The 23,732-nt window shown below is 68.2% G+C and carries 20 protein-coding genes; 15 read left to right on the top strand and 5 right to left on the bottom strand.

Features of this window, described 5'->3' with window-relative positions; all coding sequences use genetic code 11:
- Nucleotides 1-51: 51 nt before the first annotated feature.
- Nucleotides 52-537 carry a DinB family protein gene (locus NVU01S_RS01940; protein WP_043674197.1) on the bottom strand — a complete coding sequence of 162 codons (486 nt, stop codon included), beginning with the start codon at nucleotides 535-537 and terminating at the stop codon, nucleotides 52-54.
- A gap of 13 nt (nucleotides 538-550) precedes the next feature.
- Nucleotides 551-1,177, bottom strand: a complete 627-nt coding sequence (locus NVU01S_RS01935) for an SAM-dependent methyltransferase (protein ID WP_043674199.1) — start codon at nucleotides 1,175-1,177, stop codon at nucleotides 551-553.
- Nucleotides 1,178-1,267: 90 nt separating this feature from the next.
- On the opposite strand from NVU01S_RS01935, the gene NVU01S_RS01930 reads away from it, so the two are divergent.
- On the top strand, nucleotides 1,268-1,864 hold the full coding sequence (locus NVU01S_RS01930; protein ID WP_043674353.1) for a helix-turn-helix domain-containing protein: 597 nt from the start codon (nucleotides 1,268-1,270) through the stop codon (nucleotides 1,862-1,864).
- Nucleotides 1,865-2,152: 288 nt separating this feature from the next.
- Here NVU01S_RS01930 and NVU01S_RS44735 read toward each other — a convergent pair whose 3' ends face one another.
- From NVU01S_RS44735 to NVU01S_RS01915, 3 genes are read right to left on the bottom strand one after another with little or no spacing between them, the layout of a single operon-like run.
- On the bottom strand, nucleotides 2,153-4,792 hold the full coding sequence (locus NVU01S_RS44735; protein ID WP_052280836.1) for an FHA domain-containing protein: 2,640 nt from the start codon (nucleotides 4,790-4,792) through the stop codon (nucleotides 2,153-2,155).
- Complete coding sequence (locus NVU01S_RS01920; RefSeq protein ID WP_043674202.1) at nucleotides 4,789-5,232, bottom strand: hypothetical protein; 444 nt, start codon at nucleotides 5,230-5,232, stop codon at nucleotides 4,789-4,791. Before NVU01S_RS01920 ends, NVU01S_RS44735 begins: the two co-directional genes overlap by 4 nt.
- A gap of 4 nt (nucleotides 5,233-5,236) precedes the next feature.
- Nucleotides 5,237-6,778, bottom strand: a complete 1,542-nt coding sequence (locus NVU01S_RS01915) for a hypothetical protein (protein ID WP_052280837.1) — start codon at nucleotides 6,776-6,778, stop codon at nucleotides 5,237-5,239.
- A gap of 160 nt (nucleotides 6,779-6,938) precedes the next feature.
- On the opposite strand from NVU01S_RS01915, the gene NVU01S_RS01910 reads away from it, so the two are divergent.
- The 14 genes from NVU01S_RS01910 to nuoN all read left to right on the top strand — a co-directional run bounded on the left by NVU01S_RS01910 (nucleotide 6,939) and on the right by nuoN (nucleotide 23,696).
- A complete protein-coding gene (locus tag NVU01S_RS01910) occupies nucleotides 6,939-7,334 on the top strand; it encodes an Rv3143 family two-component system response regulator (RefSeq protein WP_043674204.1) in 396 nt (131 codons plus the stop codon).
- Between the two features lie 561 nt (nucleotides 7,335-7,895).
- Complete coding sequence (locus tag NVU01S_RS01905) at nucleotides 7,896-8,264, top strand: NADH-quinone oxidoreductase subunit A (protein WP_228832056.1); 369 nt, start codon at nucleotides 7,896-7,898, stop codon at nucleotides 8,262-8,264.
- Between the two features lie 50 nt (nucleotides 8,265-8,314).
- Nucleotides 8,315-8,869: a NuoB/complex I 20 kDa subunit family protein gene (locus NVU01S_RS01900; protein ID WP_014984960.1), complete on the top strand. Its 555-nt coding sequence runs from the start codon at nucleotides 8,315-8,317 to the stop codon at nucleotides 8,867-8,869.
- The gene (locus NVU01S_RS01895; RefSeq protein WP_244467338.1) at nucleotides 8,866-9,636 is read left to right on the top strand and encodes an NADH-quinone oxidoreductase subunit C; all 771 of its coding nucleotides are present in this window, start codon (nucleotides 8,866-8,868) and stop codon (nucleotides 9,634-9,636) included. Before NVU01S_RS01900 ends, NVU01S_RS01895 begins: the two co-directional genes overlap by 4 nt.
- Nucleotides 9,636-11,015 (top strand): NADH dehydrogenase (quinone) subunit D, encoded by a 1,380-nt coding sequence (nuoD, locus tag NVU01S_RS01890; RefSeq protein WP_043674207.1) that lies wholly within the window; start codon nucleotides 9,636-9,638, stop codon nucleotides 11,013-11,015. Before NVU01S_RS01895 ends, nuoD begins: the two co-directional genes overlap by 1 nt.
- A complete protein-coding gene (gene nuoE / locus NVU01S_RS01885) occupies nucleotides 11,012-11,740 on the top strand; it encodes an NADH-quinone oxidoreductase subunit NuoE (protein ID WP_043674210.1) in 729 nt (242 codons plus the stop codon). Before nuoD ends, nuoE begins: the two co-directional genes overlap by 4 nt.
- A 1-nt stretch (nucleotide 11,741) precedes the next feature.
- Nucleotides 11,742-13,055 (top strand): NADH-quinone oxidoreductase subunit NuoF, encoded by a 1,314-nt coding sequence (gene nuoF / locus NVU01S_RS01880; protein WP_043674212.1) that lies wholly within the window; start codon nucleotides 11,742-11,744, stop codon nucleotides 13,053-13,055.
- A gap of 71 nt (nucleotides 13,056-13,126) precedes the next feature.
- Nucleotides 13,127-15,637 (top strand): NADH-quinone oxidoreductase subunit G, encoded by a 2,511-nt coding sequence (locus NVU01S_RS01875; protein WP_082032156.1) that lies wholly within the window; start codon nucleotides 13,127-13,129, stop codon nucleotides 15,635-15,637.
- Nucleotides 15,630-17,465, top strand: a complete 1,836-nt coding sequence (nuoH, locus tag NVU01S_RS01870; RefSeq protein WP_043674220.1) for an NADH-quinone oxidoreductase subunit NuoH — start codon at nucleotides 15,630-15,632, stop codon at nucleotides 17,463-17,465. Before NVU01S_RS01875 ends, nuoH begins: the two co-directional genes overlap by 8 nt.
- Nucleotides 17,462-18,271: an NADH-quinone oxidoreductase subunit J gene (locus tag NVU01S_RS01865; RefSeq protein ID WP_043674223.1), complete on the top strand. Its 810-nt coding sequence runs from the start codon at nucleotides 17,462-17,464 to the stop codon at nucleotides 18,269-18,271. The genes nuoH and NVU01S_RS01865 overlap by 4 nt, the downstream gene beginning before the upstream one ends.
- Nucleotides 18,268-18,567, top strand: coding sequence for an NADH-quinone oxidoreductase subunit NuoK (gene nuoK / locus NVU01S_RS01860; protein ID WP_029892786.1), 300 nt, complete (start codon nucleotides 18,268-18,270; stop codon nucleotides 18,565-18,567). Before NVU01S_RS01865 ends, nuoK begins: the two co-directional genes overlap by 4 nt.
- Before the next feature lies 1 nt (nucleotide 18,568).
- Entirely contained in the window at nucleotides 18,569-20,455 is a 1,887-nt protein-coding gene (nuoL, locus tag NVU01S_RS01855; protein ID WP_043674227.1) for an NADH-quinone oxidoreductase subunit L, read from the top strand.
- Nucleotides 20,452-22,068: an NADH-quinone oxidoreductase subunit M gene (locus NVU01S_RS01850; RefSeq protein ID WP_175068858.1), complete on the top strand. Its 1,617-nt coding sequence runs from the start codon at nucleotides 20,452-20,454 to the stop codon at nucleotides 22,066-22,068. Before nuoL ends, NVU01S_RS01850 begins: the two co-directional genes overlap by 4 nt.
- Complete coding sequence (gene nuoN / locus NVU01S_RS01845; protein ID WP_043674233.1) at nucleotides 22,065-23,696, top strand: NADH-quinone oxidoreductase subunit NuoN; 1,632 nt, start codon at nucleotides 22,065-22,067, stop codon at nucleotides 23,694-23,696. The genes NVU01S_RS01850 and nuoN overlap by 4 nt, the downstream gene beginning before the upstream one ends.
- Nucleotides 23,697-23,732: the final 36 nt, after the last annotated feature.

The raw sequence follows: 23,732 nt of genomic DNA, 5'->3' as shown, positions 1-23,732 counted from the left end.
GCCGCCTTGTCGGTCAGCAGCCCGTCCGCGCCGCTCGGCCAGGAATTCGGTTCAGCGTCCGGTGGTTCCGTCGATGAGTTCGCGCAGGATGTCGGCGTGGCCTGCGTGGCGCCCGGTCTCTTCGATCATGTGCGCCAGGGCCCAGCGGACACTGGGGGCCGGACGGCCCGGCCGCGGGATGGGTGCGGTGAGATCTGTACAGCCGTCGAGGATTTCGTTCGCTCGTGCGACTGCTGCCCGGTAGCGGGCGACGACCTCGGCGACGGTGTCCGCCGGGTCGGCGTGGAAGGTCGCCTGCCAGTCGGTGACGTTGTCACCCAGGAACATCGAGCGTTCGACGGCGGTCAGGTGGGTGAGCAGGCCGAGCAGATTCGTCCCCGACGCCACCGCGGCGGTGCGGACCTGTGGTTCGGGCGCACCGTCGACCTTCGCGGCGATCGAATCGCGCAGGTAGTCGAGAAACCCGCGCAGGGTTGCGGCTTCGCTGCTTCCGGTGCGCGGCGGGGGCGCGTCCTTACGACGCTTGGTGGTCGGCACGAGGGAGCTCCTTTCAGGTGATGCGGCGAATGAGCAGAATGTGGTCGACGACCTCGGCGGTGCGCCCGTCCGGGCCGCGCGCGTTCCGGGGGGCCGCGACCGCCCGGTCGATCGTCCACGCCGCCGGATCCAATGCCAGGTCGGCCGCGACCTCGAGCGGACTCGGATACCGGAGATCGGGATCCTGCTGCCACGACCACGGCGCGGTCGACCCGTGATCGACGACCAGCAACAGCCCGCTCACCCGCAGCGCATGCGCGGCCCGCCGCAATAACGCAGCCCGGTCCAGATCGAACGGCGTGTGCAGGTAGTGGGCGGTGACCAGTTCGAACTGCCCCGGCGGGAAGGACTCCCGCATATCGTGCTGTTCCGGCTGGACCCGCGCACCCAGTCCGTGCGCGGCGGCGAGTTCCGCGAGCCGCGCAACGGCGACCGCGGAGATGTCTACCGCGGTCACCCGCCATCCGCGCCGCGCCAGCCACAGCGCGTCTCCGCCATTGCCGCAGCCGAGATCCAGCGCGGCACCGGGCGGCAGGTCGGTGACCGTTTCCACGAGTCGATCATTCGGCGTCGGATCGGTCGCGGCCGGACGGTTCGCATAGACGCCGTCCCAGAACGTGACCGCATCGGTGGTGCTCATCGGGGCTCCTAACTTGTCGTGACGCGCCCAGTCTCGCCAGCCCCATCACCATCTGGCACGCAAACTTGCGGTTCCGGCAAGATGGGCGGCATGGACCGCGAAACCGAAGACGTGCTCGACGTGGTCGGCCCCCGCCTGCGCGCCTTGCGCCGCGAGCGTGGCCTCACCCTCGCCGACCTCGCCGCCCGCACCGGCGTCTCCGAGAGCACCCTGTCCCGGCTCGAAAGCGGGCAACGACGCGCGACCCTCGAACTGCTGCTGCCGCTGGCCCGCACCTACGACGTCCCGCTGGACGACCTGGTCGGCGCGCCCCGCACCGGCGATCCGCGCATCCACCTCAAACCGATCCGCCGCTACGGCATGGTCTTCGTGCCGCTGTCCCGGCGGCCGGGTGGGATCCAAGCGTTCAAGATGATCATCCCTGCCCGCCCGGAACCGCTCGAACCCACACCGCAGACGCACGAAGGCTTCGAATGGCTCTACGTGCTCAACGGCCACCTGCGCCTGGTGCTCGGTGACCGGGACTTCACCCTCCCGCCCGGCGAGGCCGCCGAATTCGACACCGCCGTCCCCCACTGGCTGGGTAGCGCTGACGGCGGCGCCGTCGAACTCCTCATCCTGTTCGGCCCCCAAGGAATGCGCGCCCACGTCCACGCCGACCCGTCGTCCGCGCCGAAAGAGCGCTGAACGCTTCAGTTCCCGACGCAGAACCTGCGCCCGCTGGAGCTGGACGATCGATCAGGAGGAACTGGTGGCGGCAGGCTCTCGGCCGATGCCGCCACCAATTCCTCCTGATCAACCGACCAACGGAACCTCGGCGTGTCGCCCGAGGGCGCGCCGGTGCCCGGATCGGCGTGGCCGGCACATTGGCCCCTGTCGGCCCCATGCTGAGCAAGTGATCGCCCGGTCATCGGGATCGTGTGCGTGGGCTGCGAAGTCGCTTGGACGTAGTGGTTCGACGCTCCCCGATGGCACCTAGAGTTGGCCGTGCTGGGAGTCGAAAGTTACTACGCGGCTGCCTAATTGGACTTGGGCGCCGGGGATCAGTTTGACCGGGTGGCCGGGGATGGCGCGGGACCAATCCTGGTGGCCGGGCTGGCGGATGTGGGTGCCGTTGGTGGAGCCGCCGTCGACGACGGTGACATCCCAGTCGACCAAACGGATCTCGGCGTGCGCGCGGGACATGCCGCCGGAGCGGTCCTCCAGGCGGACCGGGCGGGCACCGCGCGAGACCGCCTCGGCGTGTTCGGGTTCGCGGCCGAGGACGCAGTCGGCGTCGAGGACGAAGGAGGTGCCGTCGTCGAGCAGTAGCAAGCCCAAGGGTGGGCGCACGCCGTCGGTCAGCACGCAGGTGAGCTGATCCATCCGAATACCGCACACCGCGCAGAACGACACCCGCGGATCATTGAGATGGTCACGGGCACACTTGAACCCCTTGATCACCACCCCCGGATCACTCGACGCCACCTCGGGTACGTGCGGAGTCCGCGCCGAGGTCGGCACCACGGTCTCCTGCATATCGATCTCCGAACCGCCGTAATGCACCGGCCCGGAACCCTGGTCGTGCACCACCCGCTCCTGCGGGCCCGTGTTCGACAGCGGTGCACCCACATTCGACGGCTTCACCAGACGCGGCGGGGTAACACCCGCCGGCGGCATATACGACGTCGGCCGCTCATCGGCCACCCCGGAGTCCTGCACAGCGTCACCCGGGACGCTCGACGCTGCACTGTCGGCGTCACCGCCAGCTTCCGCCTCACGTTTCCCTGCCCCGCTGCCACCGCCGCGACCGACGTCGGTGCCGCGCGTCCCGCCCGCCCCGCTATCCGCCAATGCAACGTACTCGGTCGGGGCGTCACCGCCCTCCGCCGAACCACGCTCCGCCGCAACGTATCCCGACGGCGAAATTCCGTCGCCTGTCTCGCTGCCCCGGGCCGCTCGCTCGCTGCGAATCGCACGGCCCAGGGCGGACTCCACGGCTCCACTGTCCACGAATTCCGTCGGCGCATCATCCCCTGAACGCGGCATATCCTTCGAAGGCCGCTGATCACCCCGAGGCACCACACTTCCCGCGAACGCGGACAACCCACCATCGGCAGCCGCGACATACTCTGTCGGCGCGTCACCACGCCCGGCCACCACACCACCACGATCCGTACTACGCTCCGCCCGTACTCCACCGGGCGCACCGCTTTCACTCCCCGCAGGCGGCATGAACGTCGTCGGCCGCTCATCGTCGCCGGCCTCACCGCCACCCATATCGGCGGGCGCCCCGCTCTCAGCCGACGCAGCGCGATCGGTGCCCGCAGGCGGCATGTACTCGGTGGGACGATCGTCTGCACCCACCGCCTCGTGCGCCGAACCTACACTGCGCGGCACGAGGCCGGACGAGCTCGCGCCTGACGCCGAACTCCGTGGAGCAGCACTGAATCCAGCGGACGGCCCCCTGCCCGGATCGGACTCGCCGGCAGCGCCTGCCGGATCGCCGCCCACAGCCGTGCCCCGAATTCCCGCGCCCGGGGATGCACCGACACCGGACGGACCATCGCCTGCCCCGTGATCGCGCCCTGGATCGGTGGCGGCCGCACTGTATGGCTTGCTGCCGGCACGTCCTTGCATGTCACTCGTGGCCGACCCATGAACGACTGCCGCAGCCGTCGGGAGCCCGGCCACTCCGGGATCACGCGCCGGAGCGGTGCCGCTTTCGTCGTGTGGTTCACGCGCGGTATGGCCGTGGTCATCATCTTCAGAGGCGACGACGTGGCGCGCACCCTTGCCAGGACGGTCTCGTTCATCACCCTCGGGCGACTGCGAAACCCCTTGTGCGCCACCGGGGGTGCGGTGCGAACCGGGCTGGGCGGGGGCGGGTTCGGGGTGTTTGCGGAGGTTCGTGGCGCTGGACCCGGCAACTGGTGGTGCGGTGTCGGGCCGGACGTCGGTGGGCGGGTGGCTGATTCCGGGCGGGGCGGGTGGCGGCTGGGTTGTGGCTGCCGGTGCGTTTCCGGGTACGGGCGGCGGAGCGATGTGCCGTGCCGCAGCGGATCCCGCCGCACCTTCCGCGGGCGGGATACCCCCGAGCGCCGCCTCGTTCGCGCCGAACCACAGGACGGCTCCCGCCCCGGGTGTCGTCCCCCCGGTCAACGTGAAAACCCCACGGGTCGGCAAGGTTTCGATGTCGAGGCCGACTTCGTCGACGAACAGTCCGGCACCGACGGACGGCGCCGGTAGCACCACCCGGTCGACGGTGAATCCGGCTTCGCGGCCGCGCAGTATCTCAGTGCGCGGACCTGCGTCCAGGATCGCGCTCACCCCGCCGTGCAGGAAGACGGCGAGGCCGGTGTCGGTCGGCGTGAGTACCCCGAATTCGACGTCGTCCTCGTCGCCGTTTTCCAGGCTCATCAGCCAGTTCGTGGCCAGCCGCGCGACGGTTCGCCCGCTGCGGCGGGGTTCGTCGGCGGCGACCCGCCGGACGATCCCGAGCAGCGCCGTCATGGTGCGGCCCGCGATCGATGCCGGGGTCACCGGCGTCACCGACCGGTGGGCGACGACAACGACCACGCCACCGGCGCTCGCCACCAGGTGCGCGCCGGGAAGGACCTCGATCTGCCTGTTCACAGGAACCTGCCACCTTGGAATCGCCAACGATGGAACGGCACCCGCAGCGGCCCGTTCACGATGAGCCAGAACACCATCCAGGTGAGGACGAACTGGATGAGGAACGCGGTGAGCGAGGGGTGCAGGTGCTCGGGGAGCACGATGGTGGTGTGGTCTACGAGCACCCACATGAGTGCCCCCTCGTTGATCACGGTCAGGAAGCCGAACAGCGTCGGCCAGTCCTTTTCCCAGCGGAACTGTTGCAAGAAATGGTAGAGCAACTCCCACAGCACGCCGACCAGAACGGTGGCGAGCAGCACCGACAGCGTCACCCGATAGGCCTGGCCCAGGCTCAGCGAACCGGTCGGCAGCAGTGGCGTGATGAGCAGGGCGACGAAGGCGCCGATCACACTCAGCGCGAGCACACGGGTCTGGATTCGCCCGTTCAAGGTTGGCAGCATCAGCTCAGATCTTCTTGTTCGTAACCCATGACCACCACTGGCTCGTCGAGCGCAGCGGACCCATCCGGCGGCAGAACCCCAGCGCCGCAAGATCGTCGGCGATCTCCTGTGCGGCGATCTGCAACCCGAGGAACGTGTCGACGCCGATGAACGGCCCGCCCAGTGTCGCGCTACCGGATGCATAGATGCGTCCGGTGCCACTTCGGGTGCCGATCAACTCGAAGGTGGTGTCGACGTCCAACCGCCCGACCGGATTCCGCCCGGCCCCGGTGTGCTCGAGCAGATCGGCGAGCAGGCGATGTTCCCGGATATCCGCTTCGAGCCCGGTGCAGTCGATGATGTAATCGACCGTCGTGTCGAACGGTTGGGTCGGCGGCGGCACTGGCAATTCGGCAGTCACGTCCGGCAGGATCGTCGCGACCACACCCTGACGTCCCTCCGCGGGCCGCGGGGCGCGCATGGTCCCGGCCATCACCTGATACCACCCTTCGGCCCGGCCGCGCCGCAACTGTTTCTGCCACGAATTCCGGATCGGGGTGTTGGTTCCCGAGATCTCCTTGTAGGCCTCGGCCCGCTGTTCGCCTTGCAGGTTGCGGATATTCTGTTTGAGCTGCCCGCCCCACACCGATTTCGGATAGTTGAACCCCTGATATGCCCAGCCGTGCGAGCCGGGGCGCCGGTTGAACACATTCTTGCCGTGCGCTTTGGCGACGTAGGTCCGGAACAGATGCAGGATCTGCGTGTTCAGGTTCAGCCGGTCGCGATCGTCGATGAGCCGCTGCAGCACCCGGCTCGCGACGATCCCGCTACCGCGGATCAGCACCGTCCCCGGTCGGCGCTGCAACGCCTGGTAGACGTGCTCGTGCGGCTCGTAGGCGTTGACCACGCGGGTGGGATCGCGATGGGTCTCGCGATATTCCTGGAGATCGGGCAGCAGCTTGAGCCCGGGATATCCCACGGCCACATGCACATAGGTGCTGCGGAACGCGATCCGTTTGGTCGGCGTGGAATCCGCGGGCGGGGTGAGGATCGTGAAATAGCCGCCGCCGTGCCGTTTGCGCACCATGCGAACATGCCCGCGATGCAACGAACTCGCGTACCCGATGCGATGGAATTCGCGTTCCATCCCCACGAACGCCTGCCCGGCCCGCGGCGTGTAATAGTTCGCGAAGATGGGCTCCACGAACACATTCCACAGCGGCTTGATCGACTTGTCCGCGATCGCCTCACGCACCGCGTACGAGGGAAAGCCCCACATGTTGTCCGGCTCGGACGCGGAGTCGCTACGCAGTCGCTCGCCGCGCGGGATCTGCGAGACCCGGGTGAGGTATTCATAGGAGGACCACGGATGCTGCTGCGGGCCGAGCACGGCCATCGCCTGGGCGGGTACGCCGAAGATGCGCAACGTGTCGTAGGTGACGAACGAGCCGATCCCACTGCCGATCGTCACGAACGGCACATCGATCACCGGTATCCCGGCACTGTTCAGCATGTCATCGGTCCACACGTCGGTATCGACGAGGACCTGTGTGAGATCGCCCCGCATTGCGGGGATGCTACCGGCCGATTCTTATGGACAACTTGCGATTACCCTGCGGGCGCAAGCACTCCCGGCGACGCGCGGCGCGGGCCGTACGACGCGCGAGAAACCCCGGATCTGATCGAAGATGCCACGGGGGTGGGCTCGGCGGAAGTAGCATGCGGTCGTGGCCGACTCACTGCGGGTCCTCGTGTACAGCAACGACGCCGATACGCGGCGCCAGGTGATCCTGGCGTTGGGTAAACGGCCGCATCCCGAGCTACCGGTGTTGGACTACCTCGAAGTGGCCACCGGCCCCGTGGTGATCCAGCACATGGACGCCGGCGGCATCGATCTCGTCATCCTCGACGGCGAGTCCACCCCGACCGGCGGGCTGGGCATCGCCAAGCAACTCAAGGACGAAATCGAGCACTGCCCACCGGTGCTCGTGCTCACCGGTCGGCCCGACGATGCCTGGCTGGCCAATTGGTCGCGCGCCGAGGCGGCGGTCTCGCATCCGATCGACCCGATCCGGCTGACCGAGGCCGTGGTCGGACTGCTGCGCAACCGTTCGGCAGCCTGAGCGGTTCCGCCGTACCACTTTCAGCGCAGGCATTGATGCACAGCCTGCATTAATCGAAATTCGGTCTGCCGCTACGTAAGACGACTTCCGGTTGCGGACTTATCGCTGACGTCGCTTATCGGCCTCCCGTTCAAGTCCGGCGGAGCGATGGATATTGCGGTGAGGCTCACCTAAGAGCAAAGCCCTGGCCATCACCCGAAACCTGCTCCGAGGAGCGGTTTTTCACGACACCGACTGACCGGTCGACCAACGTCACGTGACAGCCCTTGCGATTACCACCGTTTCAGTCATAAATCCGCGTCACGAATTAGATCAAACGCAGCAGTCAAAGCTGCGGCACCCAGACATATCGGTTGTAGGCTGTGCCCTAGCTCACAGGTGCGCGGGCACAGCCATCACCCCGCGCCGAGCAGGCCATGGGGCGAGTCTGGCCGAGGCGGACAACGACGTCAGCCCGCCTCGGAAGCTGCCGTCCGGCTAACGGGCGGCCCACCCGCAGGCTCCAGCCCACCAGGAAGGGGCCGGCTCACACCAAGGGAGAGGGCAGTCGTGAATATCGAAATGCCGACTCTTGTACTAGGCGCGGTCGCTGCGGCGTTCGCGGTGTTCACCATCATCATGGCGGCCCTCGTCGGCCCGAAGCGGTACAACCGGGCCAAACTCGAGGCCTACGAGTGCGGTATCGAACCGACCCCGCACGCCGTGGCCGGTGGCCCGGGAAACGTTACAGGTCAACGCTTTCCGGTGAAGTACTACCTCACCGCCATGCTGTTCATCATCTTCGACATCGAGATCGTGTTCCTCTACCCGTGGGCAGTCCACTTCGATGCACTCGGTCTCTTCGGTCTCGCCGCGATGGCGCTGTTCATCTTCAACGTGTCCGTGGCCTACGCCTACGAATGGCGACGCGGCGGGCTCAGTTGGGACTGACTGCCGCACAGCGTGTTCGGGCGACGAGTGGAAGTGAAGGTTAGTCGGATATGGGTCTCGAGGAAAAACTGCCCAGCGGCTTTCTGCTGAGCACGGTCGAAGATTTCGCCGGATATCTGCGTAAGGGCTCGCTGTGGCCCGCCACCTTCGGTCTGGCCTGCTGTGCCATCGAGATGATGGCCACGGGCGCAGGCCGTTTCGACATTGCCCGCTTCGGCATGGAGGCGTTCCGCGCCTCGCCGCGGCAGGCCGATCTGATGATCGTCGCGGGCCGGGTCAGCAACAAGATGGCGCCGGTGCTGCGACAGGTCTACGACCAGATGACCGAGCCGAAATGGGTTCTTGCCATGGGTGTTTGCGCGTCGTCGGGCGGGATGTTCAACAACTACGCCATCGTGCAGGGCGTCGATCACGTGGTACCGGTCGACATCTACCTGCCCGGCTGCCCGCCGCGGCCGGAGATGCTGTTGAACGCGATCCTGACGCTGCACGCCAAGATCCAGGAGATGCCGCTCGGGGTCAACCGGGAAGAGGCCGTGCGCGCCGCCGAGCAGGCGGCCTTGGCCTCGACGCCCACCATTCGGATGGAGGGGCTGCTGCGATGACTTTCGACTCCCCCGACAACAACAACACCACCACCGCCGCGCACGACGAGATCGATGCCGCGGCGACGGCGGGCCCGGAAGGCACGCGACCGATCCCGGAACAACCCGACGAGGTGATCGGCACCCGGCACGGCATGTTCGGCGTGCGCGGTACCGGCGACACCTCCGGCTACGGCGGGCTCGTCCGCCCGGTCAGCCTGCCGGGCAGTTCGCCCCAGCCCTACGGCGGCTACTTCGACGAGATCGTCGACGCGCTGCGCACCGTGCTCGACCAGGGCGGCCTGCGGTTGGAGACGGCGCTGGAGAAGATCGTCGTCTTCCGCGGCGAACTCACCCTGCACGTGCGGCGCGAACATCTCGTTGTCGTCGCGCGCGCGTTACGCGACACGGCCACACTGCGTTTCGAGCTGTGCCTCGGCGTCAGCGGGGTGCACTATCCCGAAGACGCCGACCGCGAACTGCACGCCGTGTACCCGCTCATGTCGATCACGCACAACCGGCGCCTGCGCGTGGAAGTGGCCGCGCCCGACGCCGACCCGCACATCCCGTCGCTGTACGAGGCGTATCCGACCACCGACTGGCACGAGCGGGAAACCTACGACTTCTTCGGCATCCTCTTCGACGGGCACCCCTCGCTCACTCGAATTCTGATGCCCGACGACTGGCGCGGTCACCCCCAGCGCAAGGACTACCCGCTCGGCGGGATCCCGGTCGAGTACAAGGGCGCGCGGATACCGCCGCCCGACGAGCGGAGGGCGTACAACTGATGACTGCATCGCACAACGATTCCGTGCGCAGTAGCGGCCAGGTGACGGAGGGGGCGCACGAGACCGAGCTCGATCCCCGTGACGCCGGGCCCGAACCCACCGTCGTCACCGTCGCCGGACAGGACTGGGAAGAGGTCGCCGACTCGCTGCGCGGCGCCGGCGAGGAACGCATCGTCGTCAACATGGGCCCGCAGCACCCGTCCACGCACGGCGTGCTGCGTTTGATCCTGGAGATCGAGGGCGAGACCGTCACCGAGGCCCGCTGCGGCATCGGCTATCTGCACACCGGCATCGAGAAGAACCTGGAATTCCGCAACTGGACCCAGGGCGTCACCTTCGTCACCCGGATGGACTACCTGTCCCCGTTCTTCAACGAGACCGCGTACTGCCTCGGGGTGGAGAAGCTGCTCGACATCACCGACGCGATCCCGGAGCGGGTCAACATCATTCGCGTCATGCTGATGGAACTGAACCGCATCTCCTCGCACCTGGTGGCGCTGGCCACCGGCGGCATGGAACTGGGCGCGCTGACCCCGATGCTGTTCGGTTTCCGGGAACGCGAACTGATCCTCGACGTCTTCGAGACGATCACCGGCCTGCGGATGAACCACGCCTACATCCGGCCCGGCGGCCTGGCCCAGGATCTGCCCGACGACGGTGTGACCAAGGTCCGGGAACTGCTGGCGCTCATGCCGAAACGGTTGCGCGACATGGAGCAGCTGCTCACCGCCAACCCGATCTGGAAGGCCCGCACCCAGGACATCGGCTACCTCGACCTGCAGGGCTGCATGGCGCTGGGGATCACCGGTCCGGTGCTGCGCGCCACCGGCCTGCCGCACGACCTGCGCAAGGCCCAGCCCTACTGCGGCTACGAGAACTACGAATTCGACATCCCCACCACCACGGGCTGTGACTGCTACGGCCGCTACGTGATCCGGGTGGACGAGATGAAGGAGTCACTCAAGATCGTCGAGCAGTGCCTGGACAAGCTGCGGCCCGGCCCGGTGATGGTGGACGACAAGAAGATCGCCTGGCCGGCCGATCTGCAGATCGGCCCGGACGGACTCGGCAATTCGCCCAAGCACATCAGCAAGATCATGGGCAGCTCGATGGAGGGCCTGATCCACCATTTCAAGCTGGTCACCGAGGGCATCCGGGTGCCGGCGGGTCAGGTGTACACCGCCGTCGAATCGCCGCGCGGCGAACTCGGCGTGCACATGGTCAGCGACGGCGGCACCCGGCCGTTCCGGGTGCACTACCGCGATCCCTCGTTCACCAATCTGCAAGCGGTGGCGGCGACGTGTGAGGGCGGCATGGTCGCCGACGTCATCGCGTCGGTCGCCAGCATCGACCCCGTGATGGGCGGAGTAGACCGATGACGGAAATTCTGTTGAAGCTCAGCACGCGGCCCGAACCGTTCCAGCCGTTCATTCGCGAGCGGCTCGAACTCGACGCCAAACAGATCATCGCCCGCTATCCGGAGCCGCGCTCGGCCCTGCTGCCGCTGCTGCATCTGGTGCAGGCCGAGGAAGGCTGCGTCACCGGCACCGGCATCGACTTCTGTGCCGACCAGCTGGGTCTGACCGGCGCCGAGGTCACCGCCGTCGCCACCTTCTATTCGATGTACCGGCGCACCCCGACCGGCGACTACCACGTCGGCGTGTGCACGAACACGCTGTGCGCGGTGATGGGCGGCGACGCTATTCTCGCCGCGCTCGAACGGCATCTCGGTATCGCGCACGGCGACACCACCGCGGACGGCAAGATCACCCTCGAGCACGTCGAGTGCAACGCGGCCTGCGATTTCGCCCCGGTGATCATGATCAACTGGGAGTTCTTCGACAACCAGACCCCCGAATCGGCGCAGGCCCTCGTCGACGCGTTGCGCGCGGGTCAGCAGGTGACGCCGACCCGGGGCGCGCCGCTGTGCACGTTCAAGGAGACCGCGCGCATCCTCGCCGGCTTCCCGGACGAGCGGCCCGGCGTGCTCGACGGCGCGGCGGGCCCGGCCACCCTGGCCGGACTGGAAGTCGCGCGCGAGCAGCGCATGGCCGCCCCCGATCCCGCGCAAACCTCGGTACTGCAACAGGATTCGGAGGCCTGACATGACGTTGACCCCCGTACTCACCCGGTACTGGGACGACCCGCAGTCCTGGACGATGGACACCTATCGCCGCCACGACGGCTACCAGGCGCTGCGCAAGGCGCTGGCGATGCAGCCGGACAACGTCATCCAGACCGTCAAGGACGCCGGGCTGCGCGGCCGCGGCGGCGCGGGCTTTCCCACCGGCATGAAGTGGAGCTTCATCCCGCAGGGCCCGGGCCCCGACGGCGTCACCAAACCGCACTACCTGGTGGTCAACGCCGACGAGTCGGAACCCGGTACGTGCAAAGACATTCCGCTGATGCTGTCGAGTCCGCACGCGCTGATCGAGGGCGTCGTCATCGCCGCCTACGCCATCCGCGCCGCGCACGCGTTCATCTATGTGCGCGGCGAAGTGGTGCCGGTGCTGCGCCGCCTGCAGGCCGCCGTCGCACAGGCCTATGAGGCAGGTTTTCTCGGCAACGACATCCTCGGCTCCGGCTACGACCTCGAACTCATCGTGCACGCGGGCGCGGGTGCCTACATCTGCGGTGAGGAAACCGCACTGCTCGATTCGCTCGAAGGCCGCCGCGGCCAGCCCCGATTGCGGCCGCCGTTCCCCGCCGTCGCCGGGCTGTACGCCTGCCCGACCGTGGTGAACAACGTCGAATCCATTGCCAGCGTGCCCGCGATCATCCTGCACGGCACGGAATGGTTCCGCGCGATGGGCACCGAGAAGTCGCCCGGCTTCACGCTCTACTCGCTGTCGGGTCACGTGCATCGGCCCGGGCAGTACGAAGCGCCGCTGGGCATCACGCTGCGTGAACTGCTCGGCTACGCCGGTGGTGTGCGCCACGGCCACGAGGTGAAGTTCTGGACGCCGGGTGGGTCGTCCACGCCGCTGTTCACCGCGGCGCACCTCGACGTGCCACTGGATTACGAGGGTGTCGCCACGGCCGGATCCATGTTGGGCACCAAGGCCTTACAGATCTTCGACGAAACCACCTGCGTGGTGCGCGCGGTGCTGCGCTGGACCGAGTTCTACGCGCACGAGTCCTGCGGCAAATGCACCCCCTGCCGCGAGGGCACCTACTGGCTGGTGCAACTGCTCGAACGCATCGAACAGGGCCGCGGCACCGAGGCCGACCTGGACAAGCTGCTCGACATCAGCGACACCATCAACGGCAAGTCGTTCTGTGCGCTCGGTGACGGCGCGGCCAGCCCGATCATCTCGTCGCTGAAGTACTTCCGCGACGAATACGTCGACCATCTGCGGCTCGGCGGTTGCCCGTTCGACCCGGCGCGGTCCACGGCGTGGGCAAAGGAGGCAAAATGACTGCATCACAGAGTGATTCGATGAGGGGTGGTGGCCGGGCGGCGGGTGGGCCGGCATCACAAAGTGATTCGATGAGGGGTGGCGGCCGGACGACGGCTGCGCCCGCAGCCGAGGTCAAGAGTGCACCCGCAGCCGTACCCGCGGACCTGGTGTCGGTCACCATCGATGACACAACGGTGAGCGTGCCTGCGGGCACCCTGGTGATCCGGGCCGCCGAGCTGATCGGCATCCAGATCCCGCGCTTCTGCGATCACCCGCTGCTCGATCCGGTCGGCGCCTGCCGCCAATGCATCGTCGAGGTCGAGGGCCAGCGCAAACCGGTCGCCTCCTGCACCATGACCGTCACCGACGGCATGGTGGTGCGCACCCAGCTCACCTCGCCGGTCGCGGACAAGGCGCAGGAGGGCGTGATGGAGCTGCTGCTCATCAACCATCCGCTCGATTGCCCCGTCTGCGACAAGGGCGGTGAGTGCCCGCTGCAGAACCAGGCGATGTCCACCGGCCGCGCCGAGAGCCGGTTCGAGGGCGAGAAGCGCACGTATCCCAAGCCGATTCCGCTGTCCAGCGCGGTGCTGCTGGATCGGGAACGCTGCGTGCTGTGCGCGCGCTGCACCCGGTTCTCCCAGCAGGTGGCCGGCGACCCGTTCATCGAACTGCTGGAACGCGGTGCGCTGCAACAGGTCGGCACCGCGCAGGCCGAACCGCTGGACTCCTACTTCTCCGGCAACACCGTGCAGATCTGCCCGGTCGGCGCGCTCACCGGTACCAGCTACCGGTTCCGGGCCCGGCCCTTCGATCTGGTGTCGAGTCCGAATGTGTGCGAGCACTGCGCCTCCGGCTGCGCCCAGCGCACCGACCACCGGCGCGGCAAGGTGCTGCGCCGCCTGGCCGGGGACGACCCGCAGGTCAACGAGGAATGGAATTGCGACAAGGGGCGCTGGGCCTTCGCCTACGCCACCGAACGCGACCGCCTCACCACCCCGCTGGTCCGCGGTTGGGACGGCAACCTGGCCCCCGCCTCATGGTCCGAGGCGCTGGCCGCGGCCGCGGAAGGCTTGGCCGCGGCGCACGGCAGCGCGGGTGTGCTGGTCGGCGGCCGGGTCACCCAGGAGGACGCCTACGCCTACGCCAAGTTCGCCCGAATCGCGCTGGGCACCAACGATATCGACTTCCGGGCCCGGGCGCACTCGGCGGAGGAGGCGGACTTCCTCGCCGCCCGCGTCGCCGGGCAGGGCCTGACGGTCACCTACGACGACCTCGAGACCGCGCCGGTCGTGCTGCTCGTCGGCTTCGAGCCCGAGGAAGAGTCGCCGATCGTCTATCTGCGGTTGCGCAAGGCCGCGCGGCGGCGCCGCCTGCCGATCTATTCGCTGGCCCCGTTCGCCTCCCGCGGCCTGGAGCGGATGGCGGGCAAGCTGGTGCGCGCCATGCCCGGCGCCGAACCCCATCTGCTCGACGCCATCCGCGGCGGCGAAAACGGCACGCCGGGAATCGATCCCGGCCAGCTCGCGGATCTCGCCCGGCTGCTGCGCGCACCCGGCGCGGTGATCATGGTCGGCGAGCGGATGGCGGGCATCGCCGGGGCGCTCTCGGCCGCGGTTCGGCTCGCCGACGAGATCGGGGCCGCGCTGGCCTGGGTGCCGCGGCGGGCCGGTGAACGCGGCGCGGTGGCGGCGGGCGCGCTGCCCGGCCTGCTGCCCGGCGGCCGCCCCGTTGTCGATCCGCTTGCCCGGCAACAGGTTCGGACCGTCTGGAACGTCACCGACCTGCCGGCCACGCCCGGCCGGGACACCGCGGCGATCCTGGAGGCCGCGCCCGGTCTCGGCGCGCTGGTGATCGGCGGCGTCGACGTGACCGACCTGCCGGACCCGGCCGGGGCCCTCGCCGCCATCGACGCAGCCCGGTTCGTGGTCAGCCTGGAACAGCGGCACAGCTCGGTGACCGAGCGCGCCGACGTGGTCTTCCCGGTGGCCACCGCGATGGAGAAGGCCGGCACCTTCCTCACCTGGGAGGGCAGAGCGCGGCCGTTCGCGGCGGCACTCGGCGACGACATGGTGCGCCGCCAGTCCGCGCCGCTGTCGGATCAGCGGGTGCTGCAGGCCATCGCGGAGGAGATGAAGGTCGGGCTCGACCTGCCCGACACCGACGCCGCGCGTGCCGAACTCGCCGAACTCGGCGGCTGGGACGGCGCACCGGTCGCCGCGCCCGCGCATCGGCCACACCCGCTCACCCAGCCGGCGCCGGGCACCGCGGTACTGGCCAGCTGGCGGATGCTGCTCGACGACGGCCGGATGCAGGACGGCGAACCCAACCTCGCCGGCATCGCCCGCCCGGCGGTGGCCCGGCTCTCCGCCACCACGGCGGCCGAAATCGGCGCGGTCACCGACGATCTGGTGACCGTCGCCAGCGCCCACGGCAGCATCACGCTGCCCCTGATGATCAGCGACCTGCCCGACCGGGTGGTCTGGGTGCCGCAACACTCACCCGGCAGCGCGATCGCCGAACAGTTGGCCACCCACCCCGGCGGCATCGTCACCCTGCGACGCGCCGACGAGCGGATGAAGGAGCACAGGCATGAGTGATCTGAGTCTTTTCGGCCACGATCCGCTGTGGCTGGTGATCGCGAAGTCCCTCGCCATCTTCGTCTTCCTGCTGCTCACCCCGATGATCGCGGTGGTCGCGGAACGAAAGATCGTGGCGCGCATGCAGATGCGCATCGGCCCGAACCGGATCGGCCCGTACGGGATGTTGCAGAGCATCGCCGACGGCGTGAAGATGGCGCTCAAGGAAGACATCATTCCTGCCATCGTGGACAAGCCGATCTACATTCTGGCGCCGGTCATTTCGCTGATCCCGTCGGTGATGGCGTTCGCGGTGATCCCGTTCGGGCCCGAGGTGTCGGTGCTCGGGCATCGCACCGCCCTGCAGCTGACCGACCTGCCGGTGGCGGTGCTCTACATCCTGGCGATCACCTCGATCGGGGTGTACGGGATCGTGCTCGCCGGCTGGTCGTCGGGCTCCACCTATCCGCTGCTCGGCGGGCTGCGCTCGACCGCGCAGGTGATCTCCTACGAGATCGCGATGGCGCTGTGCTTCGCCACCGTGTTCCTGCTCGGCGGCACCATGGCGACCTCCGGCATCGTGGAGGCGCAGGAGGGCACCTGGTATGTCTTCCTGCTGCTGCCCTCGTTCCTCATCTACTGCGTCTCCATGGTCGGCGAGACCAACCGGGCGCCGTTCGACCTGCCCGAGGCCGAAGGCGAACTCGTCGGCGGCTTCCACACCGAGTACTCCTCGCTGAAGTTCGCCATGTTCATGATGGCCGAATACATCAACATGGCAACGGTTTCCGCGCTCGCCACCACCCTGTTCCTGGGTGGCTGGCACGCGCCGTGGCCGCTGAACATGTGGGACGGCGCGAACAGCGGCTGGTGGCCGGTGCTGTGGTTCACCGCCAAGGTGTGGATGTTCCTGTTCGTGTTCATCTGGCTGCGCGGCACCCTGCCCCGCCTGCGCTACGACCAGTTCATGAACCTGGGCTGGAAGCTGCTGATCCCGACCTCGCTGCTGTGGGTGATGCTGGTCGCCACCGCCCGCGTGCTGCAGGCCGAGGGCTACGCGGTGCAGACGCCGTTCCTGGTGATCGGCGGTCTGCTGATCTCCGGGCTGATGATCGGCCTGTTCCTGCGGGCCGGCCGCCGCGGCGGGGCGGCGCCCCCGGCCGAGCCGGAACCCGCTGTGCCCGCGCCGGATTCGGCAGTGTTCCTGGGTTTCCCGACACCGCCGCTGCCCGAGCGTCCACGGGAACCCGCCAAGGCGGGCCTGCTCGATCCGCTGGCCGGGTTCGCGGTCACCGCGGCGACCATGTTCAAAAAGCCCAACACCGAGTTCTATCCGGAACAGAAGGTGCCGACGGCGCCGCGCTATCACGGGCGCCACCAGCTCAACCGGCACCCGGACGGGCTGGAGAAGTGCATCGGCTGCGAGCTGTGCGCCTGGGCCTGTCCCGCCGACGCGATCTTCGTCGAGGGCGCGGACAACACCGAGACAGCCCGCTTCTCCCCCGGCGAACGGTACGGGCAGGTCTATCAGATCAACTACCTGCGTTGCATCGGCTGCGGGCTGTGCATCGAGGCGTGCCCCACCCGCGCGTTGACCATGACCAACGACTACGAGATGACCGACGACAACCGCGCCGACCTCATCTACGAGAAGGACCGCCTGCTTGCGCCGCTGCAGCCCGGCATGACCGCGCCGCCGCACGCGATGTACCCGGGCACCGACGAGGGCGACTACTACCGGGGCAACGTGCCGGGCAACGCGTCGGAAACCAATGGGGCGCACGCGGTAAACGGCTCCGACAGTCCGAAGCAGCCCGCCGTCGCGGGCGTGGAAGGAGGGGCGCGGTGAACGAATTCATCCTTGCCGCAGAGCCGCTCACCCGCACCTCCACCGGCGAGGCGGTGAACTTCTGGGTGCTCGCCCCGCTGGCCACCGTCGGCGCGCTGGGCATGGTGTTCGCCCGCAAGGCGGTGCACTCCGCGATCTGCCTCGCCGCGGCCATGGTGATCCTGGCCGTGTTCTACATGGCGCAGGACGCGCTGTTCCTCGGCGTGGTGCAGATCGTGGTGTACACCGGCGCGGTCATGATGCTGTTCCTGTTCGTGCTCATGCTGGTCGGCGTCGACTCCGCGGAATCGCTGAAGGAGAACCTGCGCGGCCAGCAGCTCGCGGCGGCCGCGGTGGGGCTCGGCTTCGGGCTGCTGTTGATCAGCGGTATCGCCCGCGGTATCCGCGATTCCGGAATCACCTTCCCGGCCACCGGTTTCGCGGGGCGCGATGTGATCGGCGAGCTGGCCGAGCTGATCTTCGTCCGGTACGTGTGGGCGTTCGAGCTCACCGGCGCGCTGCTCATCACCGCCACCATCGGCGCGATGGTGCTGGCGCACCGCGAACAGTTCGGGCCGCGGATCGGGCAGCGGGAGATGTCGATCCGCCGCTTCCGCGAAGCCGGGCACCGGGCCACCCCGCTGCCCACCCCCGGCGTGTACGCCCGGCACAACGCGGTCGACATCCCGGCCCGGCTGCCCGACGGCTCCTTCGAGGAACTCTCGGTCAGCACCATCCTGCGGCATCGCCGCACCCGGGCGTTGACCGAGGCGGCCGTCATCTCGGTCGGCACCGAGACCCCGAGCGACGAGGAAGGCAAGCGGTGAATCCGGAGAACTATCTGTTCCTGTCGGCCCTGCTGTTCACCATCGGCGCGGCGGGAGTGCTGTTGCGGCGCAACGCCATCGTGGTGTTCATGTGCATCGAGCTGATGCTCAACGCGGTGAACCTCGCGTTCGTCACCTTCGCCCGGTTGCACGCGAACCTGGACGGGCAGGTGTTCGCGTTCTTCACCATGGTGGTCGCGGCGGCCGAGGTCGTGGTCGGCCTGGCCATCATCATGACCATCTTCCGTGCCCGCCGCTCGACCTCGGTCGACGACGCCAACCTGCTGAAGTTCTGACATGGACACGACAGCACTCTGGCTGCTGCCAGCACTGCCGCTCACCGGCGCCGTAATCCTGCTGCTGAGTGGACGTTTCAGCGACAAATGGGGTCACCTGCTCGGCACCGTGATGGCGCTCGGGTCGTTCGTGGTCGCGGGCATCGCGTTCTTCGGCATGCTCGGTCGCGACGGCGACCAGCGCGCGGTGCACACCGAGCTGTTCCAGTGGGCGCCGGTCGCGGGGTTGCAGGTCGACTTCGGCTTGCAGCTCGATCAGTTGTCGATGTGTTTCGCGTTGCTGATCACCGGCGTCGGCTCGCTGATCCACATCTACTCCATCGGCTACATGGCCGACGATCCAGGGCGACGCCGGTTCTTCGCCTACCTCAACCTGTTCCTCGCCGCCATGCTGCTGCTGGTGCTCGCGAACAACTACCTGGTGCTCTATCTCGGCTGGGAGGGCGTCGGCCTGGCGTCCTACCTGCTGATCGGGTTCTGGTATGAAAAGCCTTCGGCGGCAACGGCGGCCAAGAAGGCGTTCGTCGTCAACCGGGTCGGCGACATGGGGTTGGCGATCGCCATGTTCGTCATGTTCGCGACCTTCGGCTCGATCGACTTCGGCACCGTGTTCGCCGGGGCGCCACAGGCCGGAGAAGGCACACTCACCGCGATCGGGTTGTTGCTGCTGCTCGCCGCGTGCGGTAAGTCCGCGCAGGTACCGCTGCAGTCCTGGCTCGGCGACGCGATGGAGGGCCCGACGCCGGTGTCGGCGCTCATCCACGCGGCGACCATGGTGACAGCCGGTGTCTACCTGATCACCCGTTCCGGCCCGATCTTCGACCTGTCGCCGGACGCGCGCCTCGGCGTAGTCCTCGTCGGCGCGGTGACCCTGCTGTTCGGTGCGATCATCGGCTGCGCCAAGGACGACATCAAAAAGGCCCTCGCCGCGTCCACCATGAGCCAGATCGGCTACATGATGCTGGCCGCGGGACTCGGGCCGGCCGGATACGCGTTCGCCATCATGCACCTGCTCACGCACGGCTTCTTCAAGGCCGGGCTGTTCCTCGGCGCCGGGTCGGTGATGCACGCGATGGACGACGAAACCGATATGCGCCGCTACGGCGGGCTGCGCACGCTGCTGCCGGTCACCTACATCACCTTCGGGCTCGGCTATCTGGCGATCATCGGAGTGCCGCCGTTCGCCGGATTCTTCTCCAAGGACAAGATCATCGAGGTGGCGTTCAATCAGGGCGGCACCAGCGGTGTCGTGCTCGGCACGGTGACGCTGCTCGGTGCGGGCCTCACCGCGTTCTACATGACGCGGGTGATGCTGATGACGTTCTTCGGCGAACGGCGCTGGAAACCCGACACCCATCCGCACGAATCACCCGCCGTCATGACGGGACCGATGGTGCTGCTGGCCTTCGGCTCGGTCGCCGCCGGCGCGCTGTTCGTGTTCGGTTCCGCGCTGCAGAACTGGCTCGAACCGGTGGTGGGCGCCCATCACGGCGAAGAGACCGTCCCGGCGGCCGTCGTCACCGCACTCGCGCTCGTCGTGGTCGCGGCAGGCGTGGGCTTCGCCTACTACCAGTACGCGCAGCGCAGGATCCCCGAGACCGCGCCGCAGGCCGTGTCCGCGCTGACCGTCGCGGCGCGCAAAGACCTCTACGGTGACGCGCTCAACGAGGCCGCCTTCATGCGGCCGGGCGGCTACCTGACCCGTGCGCTGGTCTTCCTCGACAACCGGGGCATCGACGGAATCGTCAACGGCACAGCGGCTTTGATCGGCGGACTGTCCGCCCGCATCCGCCGGGTGCAGTCCGGGTTCGTGCGCTCGTATGCCCTTTCCATGTTCACCGGCGCGGCCCTGGTGGCTGCCGCCCTGCTGGCGGTGAGGTTGTGGTGACGGACTTTCCCTGGTTGACCATCCTGTGGTTGGCGCCCGTACTCGGCGCGGTGGTGGTGCTGGTGCTGCCCGCCGGGCAGCGGCTGCTCGCGCGGATCCTCGCGTTGAGTGTGTCGCTGGCGGTGCTGATCCTCGCGGTGGTGCTCGCCGTGCGCTTCGATCCCGGTGGGGCGCAATACCAGTTCGTCGAGGACCACGAGTGGATCCCGGCGTTCGGCGCGGGCTACACCGTCGGGCTCGACGGGATCGCCCTGGCGCTCGTGCTGCTCACCACGGCCCTGGTGCCGCTGTTGATTCTGGCGGGCTGGCGCGACGACCGCGAGGTCGGCAGCGGCCGCCGGGTCGCGCACACCTACGTCGCGCTCACCCTGCTGGTCGAGGCGATGGTGCTGATTTCCTTTGTCTCGCTGGACATTCTGCTGTTCTACGTGTTCTTCGAGGCGATGCTCATCCCGATGTACTTCCTGATCGGCGGCTTCGGGCCCCGGTCGGCGGACGCGCAGCTGCGGCAGCAGCGCTCGCGCGCCGCGGTGAAGTTCCTGCTGTACAACCTGTTCGGCGGCCTGATCATGCTGGCCGCGGTGATCGGGTTGTATGTGGTCACCGCGCGGGACGGGCTCGGCGAGGGCGGCTCGGGCACCTTCGACTTCCGCGTCGTGGTGGCCGCCGCGAACTCCGGCCAGCTCGGCGCGGCGCCGGCGGTGCTCAACGCGCTGTTCCTCGGGTTCATGTTCGCGTTCGCGGTGAAGGCGCCGCTGTGGCCGCTGCACACCTGGCTGCCCGACGCCGCGGTCGCCGCGACACCGTCGAGCGCGGTGCTGATGATGGCGGTGGTCGACAAGGTCGGCACCTTCGGCATGCTGCGCTACTGCCTGATGCTGTTCCCCGGCGCCTCGGACACCTATGCGCCACTGGTGATCACGCTCGCGGTGATCGGCATCATCTACGGTGCGCTGCTCGCGATCGGCCAGACCGACGTGATGCGGTTGATCGCCTACACCTCGATCTCGCACTTCGGTTTCATCATCCTCGGCATCTTCGCGATGACCAGCCAGGGCCAGACCGGGGCGACGCTCTACATGGTCAACCACGGCATCTCCACCGCGGCGCTGTTCCTGATCGCCGGATTCCTGGTGTCGCGCAAGGGCACCCGGCTCATCGCCGACTTCGGCGGCGTGCAGAAGGTGGCACCGGTGCTGGCGGGCACGTTCCTCATCGCGGGCCTGGCCACCCTCTCGCTGCCCGGGCTGGCGCCGTTCGTCAGTGAATTCCTGGTGCTGGTCGGCACCTTCAGCCGCTACCAGTTCGCGGCCGTCGTCGCGACCGGTGCGCTGGTGCTGGCCGCGGTGTATGTGCTCTGGCTCTATCAGCGCATGATGACCGGGCCGGTCAAGGAGGGCAACGAGCGCCTCTACGACCTGGTGCCGCGCGAACTCGCGGTGGTGGTGCCGCTCATCGCGGCGCTGCTGTTCCTGGGCGTCTATCCGAAACCGGTGCTGAACTTCATCAATCCCGCGGTGAGCCAGACGTTGACGACCATCGGCAAACACGACCCCGCGCCGACCATCCCCGAAGCGGGCAAAGCCGATCAGCCCGGAGGTGCCCACAAATGAGTCAGCTGACCTCCCACGGAACCTCGCTCGCCGCCGCCATACCGGCGCCGAGCATCGAGTACGGCTACCTGTCACCGATGCTGATCGTCTTCGGTGCCGCCGTGCTCAGCGTGCTGGTCGAGGCGTTCGCCGGGCGGCGCTTCCGGTTCGGCGGACAGGCGCTGCTGAGCCTGGCCGGGCTGATCGTCGCGTTGGTCGCGGTGATACTGCTGGCCGGCACGAACGCCACCGCCATCGGCGGTGCCGTCGCGGTCGACGGGGTGACCCTGTTCCTGCAGGGCACCATCCTCGTGGTCGCGATCCTCGGTGTGCTGTTCATGGCCGAGCGCGGTGCCGACCGACCGGCGGCCCCGGTGCGCAGCGGGCCGGGCACGTGGAGTGCGGCCGCGGCCACCCTCGGGCGGGGCGTGGACGCGTTCACGCCGCAGGCTTCGTCGGTGCCGGGCAGCGCGAGCGAAAAGGTCGCGCTGCGAGCGGGTATCGCGACCACCGAGGTGTTCCCGCTGACCCTGCTCGCGGTCGGCGGCCTGCTGTTGTTCCCGGCCGCCAACGACCTGCTCACCATGTTCGTCGCGCTCGAGGTGCTCTCGCTGCCGCTGTATCTGCTGTGCGGGCTCGCGCGACGCAAGCGGTTGCTCTCCCAGGAAGCGGCGCTGAAGTACTTCCTGCTCGGCGCGTTCTCCTCGGCGTTCTTCCTCTACGGTGTCGCGCTGCTGTACGGGCAGGCCGGGACCGTGAAACTGGCCGGGATCGCCGATGCCATCGCGGCGCACCCGGACAACGCGCTGCTCGCGCTGCTCGGCGTCGCACTGCTGGCGGTCGGGCTGCTGTTCAAGATCGGCACCGTGCCGTTCCAGTCCTGGGTGCCTGACGTGTACCAGGGCGCGCCGACACCGGTGACCGCGTTCATGGCGGCCGCGACCAAGATCGCCGCAGTCGGTGCGTTGTTGCGCGTGCTGCATATCGCGGTGCCCGGGCTGCGCGACGATTGGCGGCCGGTGCTCGGCGCCATCGCCATCGCCACCATGGCGGTCGGCGCGGTCATGGCCATCACCCAGACCGACGTGAAACGGATGCTCGCGTATTCCGCTGTCGCGCATGCCGGTTTCATCCTCACCGGGTTGGTCGCCGCCAACACCAAGGGCGTCGCCGCCGTGCTGTTCTATCTGGTGGCCTACGGTCTCGGCACGCTCGGCGCGTTCGCGCTCGTCAGTCTGGTGCGCGATGCCTCGGGCGAGGAAGCGACCGCACTCAGTCAGTGGGCCGGGCTCGGGCGGCGCTCCCCCTGGCTGGCCAGTGTGTTCGCACTGTTCCTGCTCTCCTTCGCGGGACTGCCCCTCACCAGTGGATTCGTCAGCAAGTTCGCGGTGTTCGAAGCCGCGGCCGCCGGGGATTCGACCCCGCTGGTGATCGTCGGCGTCATCTGCAGTGCGATCGCCGCGTTCTTCTACGTGCGCGTGATCGTCCTGATGTTCTTCACCGACCCGCCCACCGACGCCCCCCTCGTGGTGACGCCGTTCCTCACCACCGCCGTCGTCTCCTTCGGCGCCGGCGCCACCGTCGTCCTCGGCATCTTCCCCCAGGTACTCCTGGACCTCGCCGACCGCGCCGCCACCTTCGCCCGCTGATCGTCCTATCCGAGCCGCACACCCGCATCAGGTGTG

Origin of the sequence: Nocardia vulneris, from assembly GCF_001613425.1 — a bacterium.
GTDB lineage: Bacteria > Actinomycetota > Actinomycetes > Mycobacteriales > Mycobacteriaceae > Nocardia > Nocardia vulneris.
The sequence above is the reverse complement of the archived record's forward strand: the minus strand, read 5'-3'. Positions and strand labels throughout refer to the sequence as shown.

Excerpts from the sequence above, each read along its gene's own strand:
- NVU01S_RS01935 (WP_043674199.1), bottom strand. The coding sequence starts at position 1,177 with ATGAGCACCACCGATGCGGTCACGTTCTGGGACGGCGTCTATGCGAAC.
- NVU01S_RS01930 (WP_043674353.1), top strand. The coding sequence starts at position 1,268 with ATGGACCGCGAAACCGAAGACGTGCTCGACGTGGTCGGCCCCCGCCTG.
- NVU01S_RS01920 (WP_043674202.1), bottom strand. The coding sequence starts at position 5,232 with ATGCTGCCAACCTTGAACGGGCGAATCCAGACCCGTGTGCTCGCGCTG.
- NVU01S_RS01915 (WP_052280837.1), bottom strand. The coding sequence starts at position 6,778 with ATGCGGGGCGATCTCACACAGGTCCTCGTCGATACCGACGTGTGGACC.
- NVU01S_RS01905 (WP_228832056.1), top strand. The coding sequence starts at position 7,896 with ATGCCGACTCTTGTACTAGGCGCGGTCGCTGCGGCGTTCGCGGTGTTC.
- NVU01S_RS01900 (WP_014984960.1), top strand. The coding sequence starts at position 8,315 with ATGGGTCTCGAGGAAAAACTGCCCAGCGGCTTTCTGCTGAGCACGGTC.
- NVU01S_RS01895 (WP_244467338.1), top strand. The coding sequence starts at position 8,866 with ATGACTTTCGACTCCCCCGACAACAACAACACCACCACCGCCGCGCAC.
- nuoD (WP_043674207.1), top strand. The coding sequence starts at position 9,636 with ATGACTGCATCGCACAACGATTCCGTGCGCAGTAGCGGCCAGGTGACG.
- nuoE (WP_043674210.1), top strand. The coding sequence starts at position 11,012 with ATGACGGAAATTCTGTTGAAGCTCAGCACGCGGCCCGAACCGTTCCAG.
- nuoF (WP_043674212.1), top strand. The coding sequence starts at position 11,742 with ATGACGTTGACCCCCGTACTCACCCGGTACTGGGACGACCCGCAGTCC.
- NVU01S_RS01875 (WP_082032156.1), top strand. The coding sequence starts at position 13,127 with ATGAGGGGTGGCGGCCGGACGACGGCTGCGCCCGCAGCCGAGGTCAAG.
- nuoH (WP_043674220.1), top strand. The coding sequence starts at position 15,630 with ATGAGTGATCTGAGTCTTTTCGGCCACGATCCGCTGTGGCTGGTGATC.
- nuoL (WP_043674227.1), top strand. The coding sequence starts at position 18,569 with ATGGACACGACAGCACTCTGGCTGCTGCCAGCACTGCCGCTCACCGGC.
- nuoN (WP_043674233.1), top strand. The coding sequence starts at position 22,065 with ATGAGTCAGCTGACCTCCCACGGAACCTCGCTCGCCGCCGCCATACCG.